The organism is Haloferula sargassicola (assembly GCF_040362925.1).
In the GTDB taxonomy this organism is placed as follows: Bacteria; Verrucomicrobiota; Verrucomicrobiia; order Verrucomicrobiales; family Akkermansiaceae; genus Haloferula; species Haloferula sargassicola.
Window position 1 is genome coordinate 110986 of record NZ_BAABRI010000018.1, and the last position, 15174, is coordinate 126159.

General features: G+C 65.7%; 10 protein-coding genes and 3 tRNA genes. 7 read left to right on the forward strand and 6 right to left on the reverse strand.

The window, feature by feature from the left end:
- Window positions 1-128: 128 nt before the first annotated feature.
- From ABXH26_RS15535 to ABXH26_RS15545, 3 genes are all read left to right on the forward strand, one after another.
- Complete coding sequence (locus ABXH26_RS15535; RefSeq protein ID WP_353568011.1) at window positions 129-773, forward strand: 4'-phosphopantetheinyl transferase family protein; 645 nt, start codon at window positions 129-131, stop codon at window positions 771-773.
- Window positions 774-1328: 555 nt separating this feature from the next.
- The gene (locus tag ABXH26_RS15540) at window positions 1329-2516 is read left to right on the forward strand and encodes a hypothetical protein (protein ID WP_353568012.1); all 1188 of its coding nucleotides are present in this window, start codon (window positions 1329-1331) and stop codon (window positions 2514-2516) included.
- A gap of 94 nt (window positions 2517-2610) precedes the next feature.
- Window positions 2611-2696, forward strand: a tRNA-Tyr gene (locus ABXH26_RS15545).
- A gap of 145 nt (window positions 2697-2841) precedes the next feature.
- On the opposite strand, the gene ABXH26_RS15550 is transcribed toward ABXH26_RS15545, so the two are convergent.
- A complete protein-coding gene (locus tag ABXH26_RS15550; RefSeq protein ID WP_353568013.1) occupies window positions 2842-4038 on the reverse strand; it encodes a M24 family metallopeptidase in 1197 nt (398 codons plus the stop codon).
- A 401-nt stretch (window positions 4039-4439) separates the two neighbouring features.
- Here ABXH26_RS15550 and ABXH26_RS15555 point away from each other — a divergent pair, with 401 nt between their 5' ends.
- Both ABXH26_RS15555 and ABXH26_RS15560 read left to right on the forward strand, forming a co-directional pair.
- Entirely contained in the window at window positions 4440-7880 is a 3441-nt protein-coding gene (locus ABXH26_RS15555; protein ID WP_353568014.1) for a 1,3-beta-D-glucan phosphorylase, GH149 family, read from the forward strand.
- Between the two features lie 13 nt (window positions 7881-7893).
- On the forward strand, window positions 7894-9270 hold the full coding sequence (locus tag ABXH26_RS15560) for an MFS transporter (RefSeq protein WP_353568015.1): 1377 nt from the start codon (window positions 7894-7896) through the stop codon (window positions 9268-9270).
- A 5-nt stretch (window positions 9271-9275) separates the two neighbouring features.
- On the opposite strand, the gene ABXH26_RS15565 is transcribed toward ABXH26_RS15560, so the two are convergent.
- Window positions 9276-10370, reverse strand: a complete 1095-nt coding sequence (locus tag ABXH26_RS15565) for a LacI family DNA-binding transcriptional regulator (protein WP_353568020.1) — start codon at window positions 10368-10370, stop codon at window positions 9276-9278.
- A 116-nt stretch (window positions 10371-10486) separates the two neighbouring features.
- On the opposite strand from ABXH26_RS15565, the gene ABXH26_RS15570 reads away from it, so the two are divergent.
- Window positions 10487-10568, forward strand: a tRNA-Leu gene (locus ABXH26_RS15570).
- A gap of 106 nt (window positions 10569-10674) precedes the next feature.
- Here the strand turns inward: ABXH26_RS15570 and ABXH26_RS15575 are convergent.
- A tRNA-Ala gene (locus tag ABXH26_RS15575) sits at window positions 10675-10747 on the reverse strand.
- A 136-nt stretch (window positions 10748-10883) separates the two neighbouring features.
- Between ABXH26_RS15575 and ABXH26_RS15580 the strand changes: the two genes are divergently transcribed.
- Window positions 10884-11381, forward strand: a complete 498-nt coding sequence (locus ABXH26_RS15580) for a LysM peptidoglycan-binding domain-containing protein (protein WP_353568016.1) — start codon at window positions 10884-10886, stop codon at window positions 11379-11381.
- A gap of 6 nt (window positions 11382-11387) precedes the next feature.
- Here the strand turns inward: ABXH26_RS15580 and lgt are convergent, their stop codons facing one another.
- The 3 genes from lgt to ABXH26_RS15595 form a co-directional block, all read right to left on the reverse strand.
- The gene (gene lgt, locus ABXH26_RS15585; RefSeq protein ID WP_353568017.1) at window positions 11388-12371 is read right to left on the reverse strand and encodes a prolipoprotein diacylglyceryl transferase; all 984 of its coding nucleotides are present in this window, start codon (window positions 12369-12371) and stop codon (window positions 11388-11390) included.
- A 38-nt stretch (window positions 12372-12409) separates the two neighbouring features.
- Window positions 12410-13825, reverse strand: a complete 1416-nt coding sequence (locus ABXH26_RS15590; RefSeq protein WP_353568018.1) for a M42 family metallopeptidase — start codon at window positions 13823-13825, stop codon at window positions 12410-12412.
- A 114-nt stretch (window positions 13826-13939) separates the two neighbouring features.
- Window positions 13940-14905: a transporter gene (locus ABXH26_RS15595; RefSeq protein ID WP_353568019.1), complete on the reverse strand. Its 966-nt coding sequence runs from the start codon at window positions 14903-14905 to the stop codon at window positions 13940-13942.
- Window positions 14906-15174 lie beyond the last annotated feature (269 nt).

A 15174-nucleotide genomic window follows, 5' to 3' on the forward strand; every position in this document is an offset into this window, starting at 1 on the left:
CTTTGTTATTCATGATGAAATGGTTATCAAATACACCACCCCACTCCCACGCGATCCCGTAGGGCCTAGTTTTACGAATTTTGACACCCAGGCCGGATTTTTTGTCAAATCCTGCCCATCTCCGTCCGATGCCGCTTTTTCTCCATCTTCTTGATCCTTGGTCGATATCCCCCGACGAGGCCCGCTCCGGGCTGTCGCGCGCCGAGCGGGCGCAGGCGGACCGCTTCGTGTTTCAGCAAGACGCCGAGCGGTGGTCCGCCTTCCGCACCCTGACCCGCCGGATCCTGGCGGGATATCTGCCGCACGCCTCCGAACCGATCGAGTGGGCTCAAGGCGAGCATGGCAAGCCGTTCGTGAGGGGAGCGGCCTTGCATTTCAATCTGAGCCACGCCGATTCGCTGGGCCTGCTGGCGGTGTCGGACTTGGGGCCGGTCGGGGTCGATCTCGAGCCCTCGGCCCGTGGGTTGGACCTGATCGGGTGTGAGGAGGCGTTCTGCCATCCCGAGGAAATCGCCGGCGCGGAGGGGCTGGAGGGAGCGCGAAGGGGCAACTACCTGATGCACATTTGGACGGCGAAGGAGGCGGCGCTCAAATGCCTTGGCACCGGCCTCAGCCATCCGCCGCAGGAGGTGAGGATTTCCGGTCATCGCGCCTTCGGCGCTCTTGAGGGCCTCGCCGCGCTCCACATCGGGCGGCCCTCCCACGAGCGCCTTGCCGGCCATCTCTCCGCGTGGGCGGCACATCGCGACATCCGGGAAATCCAATGGGCCTGAAGGTCGACAGAAGACCTTGAATCTGTCAGCCTTGCATACACAGCACACGCCTTGTTCATGGAGGTCATCCAGTTTCATTGTCCGATCTGTCGAATCCTTCTCACAATGCCCGCGGCGGCGGCGGGGTCTTCCGGCCATTGCCCCTCGTGCGGCCGGCTGATTCTGGCTCCGACGCTGAGACAGGATCCGTTCCGCCCGTTTCCCGGGCCTCCGCAGGGCCTCCGCGAAGAAGCAGCGCCGGCCCCGGAGCCCTTTGCCACGCCTCCACCGCCCGAATCCATTCCGCCTGCCGCCAGCTACGAGGCCCTCGCCCCGGCGCCGATCCCCCCGCCTCCCCCGCCGGAGCCCGAACCGCTTCCGGACGGGGATCCGCGTCCTTACTTCAGGAAACCTCTGGAGCCATCGCCGCCGCCTCCGTCGCCGTTTTCCGAGCCCGAACCCGCTTCGCAGCCGGAGCCGCCGCCGCCCCCGGCCGCGCCCCGGGTGCAGGCAGCGCCTGCTCCAGCGGCCGCGCCCCAGCCCGTTCCGCAGGCGGTTGCTGCCGACGAGTGGCGGATGGCTCCTCGGGCCGCCGAGCCGGTCCCGGTCGCCCGGCTTACCCAAACCGAGGGCTTCGGCATGTTCACCATCGCCCCGGCCAGCCAGCCGCCAGCAGCGCAGCGACCCGATTTCCCGCAAGCCTCGCCGCCTCCTCCGGCCGCTCCCGCCCCCCCGGCCTCGCCGTTCGCCGGCTTCAAGCCCCGTCTTGAGGCGGATTCCAGCCACGAGGCCCCGGCTCCTTTCCCGCGCCGCTCCAGCTTCGGCAGCGCCTTGGAGTTTCCCGCCATGGGCCGGCTCCGCTGGGCGGTGTTGGTGTTGGCCAGCCTGCTGTTTTTCCTCGTCGGACTGGTGACGGGCCAAATCCTCGCCCTCAAGGGCCGCAACCTCGCCGGGCCGGTGTTTCACCAGCCTGCGGCCGTGCCTGCCGGGCAGCCGATGGCAGCCCCGATCGCCGCCACGCCCGCTCCTCCGTCCGCCCCGGAGCCCGCGGTGCCCGGCCCCTCTCCGGCCAGCGATCCTGCGGAAAAGCCGGCCCGTTCCGGGGTCCCGGCTCCGCCGCCCGGGTCCGGCGCCTCACGCGCCGAGCTCGAAGCATTTCTCGACGCCACCCACTGGGAGGATCGTGCCGAGCACGTCCTCGATTCGCCCGGCGTCCTCGACCGCATGAAAGCCCATGCCGAGGAGTCCGGAGACGGCCCCATCGCCTACACCGGAATCGGCGGGCCCACCACCGCCCCCGGCTTGCACCAGTATATCGTCACCACCCCGACGCTCTCGCAGGGCTTTCCGGTAACGCTTTTCCAGCAAGGGGATGAGTGGCGGATCGACTGGGACATGTTCCGGGAATTTCACGACGACGCCTTCTATCACTTCGCCGCCGGCACCCGGGGCGACGAGGGGGTTTTCCACGTGTTCGTCAAACCCGGCGCGGCCACCGACAACGGCTTCTCCGCCTATCAGCTGACGGCCCCCATCGAGGGCCGCAGCTACGGGGCCTTCGTCAAAAAAGGATCGCCCGTGGAGTCCAAGCTGGCGGCCGTTTTTAAAAACGGCGACGATGCCGACGATCCGCTTTTCCAGCAGCTGATGCGGGGCGTGGGCATTCCGGTCGTCCTCGAACTCTCGAGTTCGCAAAACCAGCAGGGTCAGCGTTTCCTCATGATCGATGATCTGGTCTCCCGCTACTGGGGCCCGGATGCCTGAGCGGCGACCTCTGAAAAAACCTGCCATCGACGTTCTGTTTTCCCCTTGCAAATGCCCTGAGCGCCCCCTAGACCTCCGGCCCCGACCGGGAAAAGGGCAGATACCAGAGCGGTCAAATGGGGCAGACTGTAAATCTGCTGGCGTGAGCCTACGAAGGTTCGAATCCTTCTCTGCCCACCACTTTTTCAAAAGGAGCTGCGCCCATACGTAGCTCCTTTTTTGTGGCTCCCTTTTTCATCTCCGCAATCGGCGCGGGTTTCCCGGGAGCACCCAGCGGGCCTGCCTGATCTCGGCCTCGTCGCGGAGTCGCCCGCCGACGGTTTTTTCAGTCGAGGATCATTTCCGCCAGCGCCACGGACAGCCGATCCATCCGGTGCACGGTGGTCCGGGAAACGGAGTACATGCTTTCGATCCGGATCCCGCCGATGCCGGGCAGATAGATGCCCGGCTCCACGGTGGTCACCATCCCCTCTTCCAGCTCGACCTGTGAATTCGCCCGGAGCCATGGCTCCTCATGAATCGCAAGCCCTACGCCGTGCCCGACCCCATAGTGAAACTCGGGATACCCGTGCTTCATCACCATGTCCCGCGCGGCGCCATCCACATCCCCCATCCTCGCCCCCGGGGCGAGCACGTCGGCGGCGGCGGCGAGGGCGGCTTCGACCACCGGATACGCCTTGCAGGCGAAATCGGGCACGCTGCCGGTGAACAAGGTGCGGGTCATGTCACTGCGGTAGCCGCCAAGCTCCGCTCCCCAGTCAATCAGCAACGGCTCGCCCATTCCGACCCGGCGGCGACCGGGAACATGGTGGGCACTGGCCGAGTTCGGACCGCTGGCGACGATCACGCCGGTGTCGGGAAACCCCTGCCGATCCGCTCCCAGACCGATCATCCGCGTCTCCAACTCCCGTGCCAGCTCCAGCTCGGAGCGCCCGACCAATCCGCCTGCGCCTTCTTCGGTGAGGCCGAGAAACGCTCGCTCGGCAATCTCCACGCATTGCGAGATCAGGTGATGCTCCAAGGGATCCTTGTTCTGCCGGAGGGCTGCGACCAGCGACGGCACCGCGAGGCACTCCATTCCCGCGGCGGCTGCCCCATGGCTCAGGGCCAGGAACGAGGCGGCGTTCATCCGCCCCGGATCGAACGCAATGCGAGCCAGGCCACGGCGGCCGAGCTCCGAAACAACAAAGGCCTCGAGCTTCACCGGATCGATCGAACGCCGCGATGGCAACAGCACCTCGCAGGGGCCGATTTCCTCCTCCACCTCGCGGACCAGCATGTGCCGCGTGACCGCGAAACAACCGCCGTCCCATACGGCAAGCCAGGAAACGCCCTCGTGAACCCCGGTGAGATAAAGGATGTCCCGCGGATCCACGATCAGGGCCACCTCGGGCCGCCGCGGGTGCCGGTTCAAGCCCGCGGTGAGAGACAAGCGGCGCTTCTGATAGTCGAACGCCACCGGTGATTCATCGAGCTTGATGGCGTCGGACGGAAGAGCCGCATATCGGGGTGAAATGAACATGAGTCGAATGCTGCGGCCCACCTTCCGGATCGAGGGGTTGAAAGGTGGTTCGAATCCGGTCGGGCCATCGATTTCCACCCGCTTGCCTGCCCCCAAAGAATCCCGGCCGGACGGGTCGCGGGCAACTTCGATTCCAGGTCTGGCCTTGTCTCACCCTGAGACATGACGCCGGGCTTCCCGGACCCTGAGCCTTACCCTCGTTCGGACGGGTTGCCGTCCTCCGGGCTGACCTCTCCGTCACCGCCGGTCGAATGACGGCTCCTCACGCCGCGGGTCATGCCGAAGGTGCAATTTACTGCAAGTTGCACTTGTCTTGAGAAGCGGGGGCAAATGATGATGTGATCTCGTGGCAAGGGGCTCCCCTCCCCATGGTCCCGACGTTTCCCCGACTTCCATACCGCATGTCCCAGCCTTTCATGGACCGGCCCGTTCCCACGCCCCGCCCGGTGGCGTCGCCGTTTCCGCCCATCCATTTCACCCCGGCCAACCGCTGGACGCGGATCGATGGGCAGGACTACGCGGTGATCACGGAGGCCGAAAGCATGGAGCCCTTCTTCATGAGCCTCGTCAGCGCGGCGGACCACTGGTTTTTCTGCGCCAGCAGCGGGGCCCTCACGGCCGGCCGCCGGTCGCCGGACTCGGCGCTTTTCCCCTACCTCACGGTCGACAAGATCCTCGACAATTGGAACACCACCGGACCGTGGACGGCGCTGGTGTGCGAGGGGGTGATGTGGAATCCGTTCCGGCCCTCGATCGCCCTTCTCACCCCCGCCCGCCGGCGGCTGCTCAAGAGCGTGACCGGCGACGAGCTGAGGTTCGAGGAAACCCACACCACTCTGGGGCTGCGGTTCAGCTACCGATGGCGGCTTTCTGAAAACTTCGGTTTTGTCCGCTTCGCAAAGCTCGAAAACGTGGGGGACCGTCCGCGCGGGCTGAAGCTGGTGGACGGCCTCGACAGCCTCATGCCGCCCGGGGTGAACAGCCGGTTTCACCTTCACTTCAGTTGCCTCACCGATGCCTACAAGCTCAGTGAGCTGGAGGCTGGCGGGCGTCTTTTCATCCACCGGCTGGCGGCGGGAATCACCGACAAGCCGGTGCCCTTGGAGAACCTCCTCGCCACCACCGTCTGGACCGCCGGTCTGGGCGAGGGACCGGTGTTTCTCAGCCGCCCGGATGCCGAGAGCTTCCTGCGCAGGCTCGGGACGAAGCCGGTGGATCGCGTGCGCGGCCAGCGCGGCGCGATGTTCATGGCGCGCGAGATGACACTCGAGGCCGGCAAGTCCGCCGAGTGGCTCATGGTGGCGGATATCGGCCAATCACAGGCCGACACCTCGCGGCTGCTGCAGGATCTTTCGGACCCGGCGGCGCTCGAAGCCGCCTTGCTCGAGGATCTCGCCCGCGGACGCGAAAAACTCGTGGATCTGGTGGCGGCGGCCGATGGCATCCAACGCACCGGCGACCGGGATTCGGACCTTCATCACTACCACAACGTCGTTTGCAACATCATGCGTGGCGGGGTGCCCGCGGAGGGCTACCAGGTCCGCCGCAGCTCCTTCATCCACTACCTGACATGCAACAACACCGAGGTGGCGAAGCGGCAGGCGGCCTGGCTGGCGGAGCTGCCCGATGCCATCGAACGCGCCGACCTGCTGCAGCTCGCCAGCGCGACCGGCGACGCCGATCTACGACGTCTCTCGGAGGAATACCTGCCGTTCACGCTGAGCCGCCGCCATGGCGATCCGAGCCGGCCGTGGAACTTTTTCGACATCCGCCTGAAGGACGAGGCCGGTTCTCCGATTCTCCACTACGAGGGAAACTGGCGGGACATCTTCCAGAACTGGGAGGCCCTGGCGTGGAGCCACCCGGGGTTCCTGCCCGCCTTCATCCGGAAGTTCCTCAACGCCTCCACCATCGACGGCTACAATCCCTACCGCATCACCTCCGAAGGGGTCGATTGGGAGGCCCCGGACGAGCATGACCCGTGGTCGTCCATCGGCTACTGGGGGGATCACCAGATCGTCTATCTGCTGAAGTTGCTCGAATTGCAGGCCGAGGTGGACCCTGGAGAAATCACGCTCCAGCTCGATGCCCGGACCTTCGTCCACGCCGCGGTCCCCTATCGGCTGAAGGGCTGGGAAGCCACGCTCGCCGACCCCCGGCACACCGTCGATTTCGATCTCCAGGCGCACCGGCGGGCCATGCAGGAGCGGGACCGCCTGGGCGGCGACGGGCTGCTGCGGCGCGATGCGGACGGCCGGCTCTGCCACGCCACCTTGTTGGAAAAGCTGCTGATCCCCGCCGCGGCCAAGCTTTCCAATCTGGTTCCCGGCGGAGGCATCTGGCTGAACACCCAGCGCCCCGAGTGGAATGACGCCAACAATGCACTGGCCGGCTGTGGGCTATCGGTCGTGACCGCGGCCCACCTGCACCGCTACCTCGCTTTCCTCGGCCGCAAGGTGCGCGCCGCCGGGCAGGCCCGGGTTTCGATGTCCCGGCCGCTGGCCGATTGGATCTCCACGCTGGCGGATCTTTTCGAAGATCCACGCTGGCAAGCCGGGGACCCCCGGCCCGGCGATCGATTCGAACTGGTCTCCGGCGTCGGCCGGGCAGGTGAAGCCTACCGCAACCAGGTGGCTGCGGAGTCACCGGGTGACCCCGGCCAGGTGGAAACCGGTGAGGTGATCCGCTTCATCGACCGCGCCCTCGAGGCCTTGTCGCGGACGCTGCATGCCAACCGCCGAAAGGACGGGCTCTATGAATCCTACAACACCCTGTCGGTCGATCGCGAAGCCCGGACCATGGACGTCGGACGCCTGCCGCTGATGCTGGAAGGCCAGGTCGCGATGCTGAACTCCGGCCTCCTCCCCACGAAGGAGGCCCTCCGGTTGCTGGAGGCCCTTCCGACCAGCGCCCTGTACTGCCCGCGTCATCGCAGCTATCTGCTCTATCCGGATCGCGAGCTGCCCCGATTTCTTGAGACCAATCGGATTTCACGGAGGCAACTCGAAGAGGTTCCCATCCTCGTGAAGATGATCGCCCGCTCCGACGAACGGCTGGTGATCGCGGATCCCTTGGGTGGGTATCGCTTTCATCCGTCTCTGGAAAATGCCTACTCGCTCGCTTCCTGTCTCGAGACGCTGGGCAGGGACCCGGCGCTGGCCGCGGACCTCGATCGAGATCGCGATCGCATCCACCGGCTCTACGAGGATGTGTTCCGCCACCAGTCCTTCACCGGCCGCAGTGGCTCGATGTTCGGCTACGAGGGCCTCGGCTGCATTTACTGGCACATGGTTTCCAAGCTCATGCTCGCCGCCCAGGAAACCGCCCTATCGGCCGCCGAGGCGGACGAGGAGACCCGCTCGCGCTTGGTCCGCGCGTACTACGGCATCCAGGCGGGCCTCGGTTTCCGCAAGACGGCGCGCGAATACGGCGCATTCCCCGCGGAACCCTACTCCCACAGCACCAGCTTCTCCGGGGCCCGCCAGCCCGGCCTCACCGGCCAGGTCAAGGAAGGCATCCTGTGCCGGCTGGGCGAGCTCGGCGTCCGCTTCCGGTCCGGCCGATTGACCTTCCGGCCCCGACTCCTGCGTTCAGCGGAGTTCGATGGCGACGACGCGGACACGCACGACCGGCTCTTTTTCACCATCTGCCGCATCCCCGTCCACTACCATCGGCGGCCGGACCGTGATGACGCCCTCGCACGGGTGACCCAGGTCGATGGCACCGAAAGCTCCTTCGAGGGCGCCATGCTCGATGCCGCAATGACCCGCGAAGTCGTGCTTCAGACTGGCAGGGTGAGCGCGATCGATGTTGAGATCCCGTCATGCTGGCTCGTGACCTGACGCCTCTCCTCACGTGAACCCGAAACCCACCCTGCTCTCGTTCCGGGAGAAGTTCGGCTATGGCTTGGGAGACACCGCCTCGAACATTTTCTTCCAGTTCGTCAACGTCTTCCTCCTCTACTACTACACGGACGTCCTCGGGCTCGCCCCGGCGGCGGCGGGCACGCTTTTCATCGTGGCCCGGCTGTGGGATGCGGTGAGTGATCCGATGATGGGCGCCCTGTCGGACCGAACCCAGACCCGTTTCGGCAAATACCGGCCCTACCTCCTCTGGATGGCCCTGCCCTTCGGAATCGTCGGCTACCTCGTGTTCGCCCATCCTCCGCTCGGTCCCCAGTCAAAGCTGGCCTACGCCTACGCCACCTACATCGGGCTGATGACCATCTACACGGCCATCAACGTGCCCTACTCGGCCCTGATGGGCGTCATGACACCCTCCGCCGAGGAGCGCACCTCGCTGGCGACCTTCCGTTTCATCGGCGCGTTTTCGGGCACCCTCCTCATCTCCCTGAGCGTCCGGCCGCTGGTGCGCCAGCTGGGCGGGGGCGATGAAGCGCTCGGTTTCAAGCTCACCATGGGGCTGCTCTCGGTGGTGGCCGTCGTCATGTTCCTGATCACCTTCGCCACCACCCGCGAGCGGGTCCGTCCGATGAAAAACCCGGACACCAGCGTGGCGCGCGACCTCGCCGTCCAGTTCCGCAACCGCCCGTGGATCGTCATGGTCCTCGCGGCGATCCTCACGCTCTCGAACGTCGCCGTCCGCGGTGCCGTCACCAACCACTTCTACAAATACTACGCCGGTGACGACGGGACGCCGGTCCTGGGTTTCCTCGACCGCACATCGTTGATCCTCTCCACCGGCGCGCTGGCCTTCATCGGCGGCATCTTTTTCACCGGCACGCTCGGCCGGCGGCTGGGAAAACGCAACGCCCTGATGCTGATGACCCTGCTCAACGGGCTCACCTTCCTCGCCTTCTTCTTCATTCCCCGCGAGGCCTTCGGCATCATGCTGGCGGTCAACGCCGTGGGCAACCTCTTCGCCGGTCCGACGCCCGCGCTCGTCTGGGCCATCTACACCGACGTCGCCGACTACGGCGAGTGGCGCTTCGGCCGCCGCACCACCGGGCTGACCTTCTCCGGTGCGATGTTCGCGCAAAAAATCGGCCTGATGATCGGCGGCGGGGTTTCCGGCTGGCTGCTGGGCTCCTTCGGCTTCATCGCCAACGAGGTGCAGGACGACCACGCGATCCTGGGCATCCGGCTCATGTATTCGGTGATCCCCGGCCTGCTGGGGATCGCCAACGCCCTCGTGCTTCTGGCCTATCCGCTGGACGGCGCGCTGGCGGCGCGGATCGAATCCGAGCTCGCCCGCCGCCGCGAGGCGGGCTGAAAGCGTCAGCCGCGCGGTGGCGCAACCGTTTCCCCGGTCCGGTAGGTGCAGTCGATCAGCACGTGTTGGGCGGAGCTGAAACGCTTGCCGATCTTTTCGAAAAGCCGCTTGGTGCCGGTGGTGCCGATCTCCCGGAAGGGGATCTGGACGGTCGCCAGGTCCGGGCAATCGCCGGGCGTCTCGATGCCGTCGAATCCGGTCACCGACACGTCGCCCGGCACCGACAGCCCCCGCGCCTTGAGCCCGCGGATCAAATCGTAGGCCTGGTGGTCCGCCGCGCAGACCCAGGCCGTGACGCCGGCGCGCGTTCGCTCGGCGGCATAGGCCGCCGTTTCCTCGACTCCGAGCATCTTGCCGGGGAAAACGTTCACCACGTCGCCATGGTCCACCGGCAGCCGCAGTCGGGCCATTTTTTCCAAAAAAGCGGCGTAGCGGCGGAACGACCAGCTGGCATCCACCTGGTAGAGCCGGGTCAGGTAGCCGATCCGCTTGTGCCCCTGCCCGACGAGGTGCTCGATGGCGGCGGAGATCCCCTTGTAGTGATCGACATCCACGCAATCCAGCCCCGCGTGGTCGAACTGCTCGACCAGCGAAACCGTCGGCAGCGCGGACGCCAACGGCTCCAGCACGGCATCCGGGAAAGGATAGACCAGCAGGATGCCGCGCCACCTGCGGCGCATCTGCTGGACCTTCAGATAGGCGGGATCGGCCGGATCTCCGGCCTTGGGATCCACCAGATGGATGTCCATCCTGGTGCCGCGGAGGTGGGCCATTTCGGTGACGCCGGAAAGAATCTGCTCGCTCGGATTCTGATAGTCCGTGCGTTGGTACTCCTCCTCGTCCGAACAGATCAGCACCCCGAAGGTCTCGTTTTTCCTCTTCGCCCTGCCCCCGCCGGCGCGGCCCTTTCCAGTGCGCTTCTCGAGGTGGGTGTAGCCCAGCTCCGTGGCCACCTGGAAAACCCGGGCACGGGTGGTGGGATTGATGCCGGGATGGTTCGTGAAGCAACGGGAAACCGTGGCGCGAGATATGTTGAGCCTTTCGGCGATCAATTGCTGGTTTACCTCCGACATGTTGAAAAAGGTCTCCTCGGCGAGCATTTCCACCCCGCCGCGGCATGCAAGAAGGATTTGGCCGATAAGTTCAAACGGGCTGCTGCCGATCTGCAAGTTCCGCTCGCCAGCACGGCCCCCGCCCCTCATGCTCCCGCCAGCCAGCCGGGATGGCGAAATGGGTAGACGCACCAGATTTAGGTTCTGGCGCCGCAAGGCGTGCAGGTTCGAGTCCTGTTCCCGGTACTTTTCCCCCGTCCGAGGCGATATCCCACCCATGAACTCAAGCCCGCCGCGCCGCTCTCGGCCCGCGGGCCAGGAGGGACGGCTTGTTCGGCTGAAAGCCGGAACGTGGAGCATAGCGGAGTCGAACCGCTGACCTTCTCATTGCGAACGAGACGCTCTACCAACTGAGCTAATGCCCCTCACGTTTCCATGCGGACGGGCGAGGAAATGCCATCGGCCCGCGCCCTTGGCAAGGGCAAAGCGGTCGTCCCGGCGAGCTCGTTCCCGCGTTCAAACATGCGTTGCCAAGGCTCCCGAATCCCCCATAATCGGCCCATGCGGATTTCGCCGGCCTTGTTGATCTCAGGATTGCTTCCCCTTCTCTTCACGAGTTGCCAGAACGGATTCTCGGGTGAAAATCCGTCGGGCACCGGGCCCTTCGACAGCAGTGGCAACTACGTCGAAGCCTGGGCCGACAACCCCTCGAAGTGGAACGGCCGCTCCGTCAGCCCGCGCGAGCCGCTGGCGCAGAACAATCCGGAGCCGACGCCCACCGCGACGGTGCGCCAAGTCACTCCGAGGCCGACGCCGACTTCCAGCAGCACCACCACGGTGGTCTCCAAGCCGAAGCCGAAGCCCACTCCCAAACCTGCTCCGAAGCCGAAGCCGAAACCCAAACCGAAGGCGACCTACCTCGCCTACACGGTGCGCAAGGGCGACACGCTCTACGGCCTGGCCAAGCGCTACGGCAGCACCGTGGCCAAGATCCAGAAGGCCAGCGGCATCAGCGGCAGCAACATCCGCATCGGCCAGAAGCTCAAAATCCCCAAGTGACCCGCCTCACGCAGGCCGCTTGCGGAGGCAGGCGGCGAGGATGAAGGCCGCGCCGATGGCGATCATGAACAGCGACAGGAACTGGCCGCTGGTGAAGACCCCCACGAAGCTCTTGTGCGAGTCCGGCTCGCGGAATTGTTCGCCGATGATGCGGAACACCGCGTAGAGCACGAAAAACAGGCCCGTCAGCACGCCGTGCGGCAGCTTCGGGAACTTCAGCCTCACCGTCCACAGGATCAGGAACAGCAGCAGCCCCTCCATCGCCGCCTGGTAGAGCTGGGAAGGATGCCGCGGCTCGAGGAAGGGCTCCAGCGCCCGGGTAATCGCCGGATTATGCAGCTCCTCGCTCCTCACGGTCGCGAAAAGTTGGGGATCGGGCACCTCCGCCAGCCGCGGATCGGCCTCGATCGCCGCCGTCATGGCCTGGTCGAGGCGCGTCGATTCGATGCGGTCCGGCTCCACCAGCGCCGACGGGAATTTCACCGCCCAGGGCACCCCGGTGGCGATCCGGCCGTAGAGCTCGCCATTGATGAAGTTGGCGATCCGCCCGAACATGATCCCCAGCGGAGCCACGACGCAGAGGCCATCGCCCAGCCCCGTCCAAGAGACCTTCTTTTTCCGCGAATAGAACCAGGTGAAGATCACCAGCCCGAGGATGCCGCCGTGGCTGGCCATGCCGCCGTCCCACACCCGGAACACCCGCAGCGGGTCCTCCGTGATCCAGCTCCAGCCATGCTCGCGCGGCTCGTACCACAGCATGTAGCCCAGCCTTCCGCCGATGAAGACGCCGAAGATCGCCGCCGCGGCAATGAAATCGCCCGCAGCACCCGGCGGCAGGACCCACAGCTTGCGTTTCGCCAGGTAGTTCAACAGCCAGATCCCCACCAGAAAGGCGGCCAGGTAGGACAGGCCGTACCAACGCAGCGCGATCGCGTCGTTGATGCGGAAAATGACGGGATCGAGATTGTGAACGTACGTCGCGAGGGGCACGGGCGGAGGAGACACCGAAAGCGCCCCTGCGTCCAAGCTCACAAATAGTTCGTGAGGGAATCCACAGCCGCCTGGTCGAGCCGCCGCACCAGCGCCGCGGCCAGCGCCACCATGTGCAGGTGGTCGTTGAGGTCGATGATCGCGTTGTGCGAGTGGATGTAGCGCGCCGGCACGCCGAGGACCACGCAGGGGATGCCCTCGTTGGCGAGGTGGAACGAACCGGCGTCGGTGCCGCCTTTCCGCCGCACCGTCACCTGATAGGGAATGCCCTCGTCACGCGCCACCTGCTCGGCAAAGCGAGCGAAGCGCGGGTTGCCGATCGCGCTGGAATCGAAAAACCGGATCTGCACCCCGCCCCCCAGCCGGCCCTGGCAGTCGCTCAGGGGAAAGCCAGGCGTGTCATCGGCCGGCGGGCCCTCCAGCACGACCACCGCATCCGGCTTCGCCAAAAACGCCGCCGACCTCGCGCCGCGCAGGCCCATCTCTTCCTGCACCGTGCCGGCCAGGAGCAGGCGGTTGCCCCGCTGCCCACCGGCCGTGAGCTGGCCGCATTGGATCGCGCCCGCCATGCCCACGCGGTTGTCGAAGGCCTTGGCCATGAACCAATCCTCGCGGGCCATCGGGGTGAACTCGCTCACCGGCGCCACCGGATCGCCCAGCGAAATGCCGAACTCCCGCATCGCCTGGTCGCGCGATTCCGCACCGACATCGATGAACATCTGCTCGACCCCCAGCACCTGGTTGCGCTGCGCCTCGCTGAGAAAATGCGGCGGCACCGAGCTGACCACGCCCAGAATCTTGTCGCCGCGGCGGGTCTTCACCTCCACGCGCTGGGAGAGCAGGCTGTGCGACCACCACCCGCCCAGCGTGACGAACTGGAGAAATCCACTGGGCGTGATGTTCTGCACCATGAAGCCGACCTCGTCCATGTGCCCGGCCACCATCACCCGCGGTCCGTCGCCGCCGGCATCGCAGATCACGGACCCGTTGCGATCGGTCGAAAGCTCGCCGGCCTCGCCCAGCTCGCGGGCGAAGATTTCCCGCACCTCATCCTCGTGGCCCGGCACTGCGTGCGCCTCGGTCAGCTCCTTCAAAAGATCCAACGCCTTCGTTTCCATGCCCCGCACGGTAGCGGTCCGCGTGCCGGCGCAAAGCGTCAACTGGCGCACGTCTCCCGATCCCTCCGGCGCGGGAAAAACAGCTCCGCTATTAAGCCCGCTGTTCGAAACCTCCTGTTGCAGACGCCGATGCAGCGCCTCCATCCCCGCCCTTACGGATTCATTCGTGGTGGGAGGCGTGAGAAAAAGCGAGGCCGACATCACGGCGTTCCCCTCGTAGCCATTCATCACCCGGTGAATCCCCCAGCCCGGACCAATCAACAGGCCCGCCATCAACAGTGGCCACCAGCGCCGGGCGAGTCGTGCCGGAAGGAAGCTGCGGCGCATGGTGGACATCGCGCGATTCAAGCGGCCGCACGGAGTCCGTCCAATCCTCCATTTCACAAAAAACCCCGCCCGGGATGCGCTCCGGGCGGGGTTGGTGTTTGCCAAAGATCGGCGGGGCCGAAATCAGAACTTCCAGACCAGGTCGAGCGTGTAACGGTCGTCCATCACGCTGTCGTGCTTGTCGGTAAGCGGCAGCTCGTAGGCGAAGCCGACATCGATCGAATCGGTGATGCGCGAGCGGAAACCCACGGCAGCGGTCACGAGGTCGCGGTTCCGGGTCGCATTGGAGGCGCCGAAGTTGAGCAGGTCGTTGCCTTCGAAGGTCGCCACCACCGGGGTCAGCCCGAGGGCCTGGCTGAAGTAGTTGTTGCGGCCGTTGCCGGCGGACAGGACATGGTGCCAGTTGACTTCGACCAGCGGAATGAACCACGGCATGACTTCATAGCTGGCGTGGGCGCTGACGAAGGAATTGGTCGCCTGCTGGCCATCGAAAGGCAGGCGGACCCCGCCGGCACCCGCGACCTGCAGTTTGTCCCACATCTTCACGGTGGAGAGGATCAGGTTGAGCGCGCCGTAGCCCTCGCCCTGATAGACGTCGTGATTGCCGGTAGGGAACTCATAGGTCGCCGTGCCGCTCATCGCGAAGGAATTCTCCGGATCGTAGATGAAGGCATACTTGAGGCCCGCCGCGATGTTGGCGAAGCCGCTTTCCTTGCTCCACAGCGACGGCTGGTCCGGCTTGAAGCGCACGTAGCCGTCCTTGGTCGCCACCAGCGACAGGCGGTCGGTGAAGGCGATTTCGAACTGCAGGGCGTAGACCTCCACGTGGCCGCCCATCGCCAGCGGGCCGACCAGCGTGTTCACATAGGACGGAAGATTGTGGTAGAGGACGATCGGATGGACGTTGGTGCCCGGCAGCGCCAGATCGAAGAGAGTCGGGTTCGAGATCGGCTTGCGGGCGTTCTCGAATCCGCCCGGCATGGCGGTGGTCTCGATGACGCCCGGCTCGATGGCGACGGTGCCTGCGAGCGCGGTGGCCGCAAAGGCACCCAGCATTCCGGCGACCGTGGAAGCGATGGATTTTCTCATGTTGGTTGCTTGGTTTCGGTTGGTGGTTTCCGGACGCGCCGGATGGGCGAAGAATCCTCTCCCTTGCCGCCGATCCGCTAGTCACCGACCGCTCCAAGCTGCGCATTTCTTGCTAGAGAAACCCCGCGCGCCGCTCCTTGGTCTGAGCTGGCCCCCAAAGTCCGGCCACTGAGTGGCTAAACTAAGCTATGGTGGAGCGGGTCGGCAGAGAGGTAGGATTGGATTGGATTCTCAAGCAAGGGTGGAGTGGCGAGGGCCCCGAAATGGGG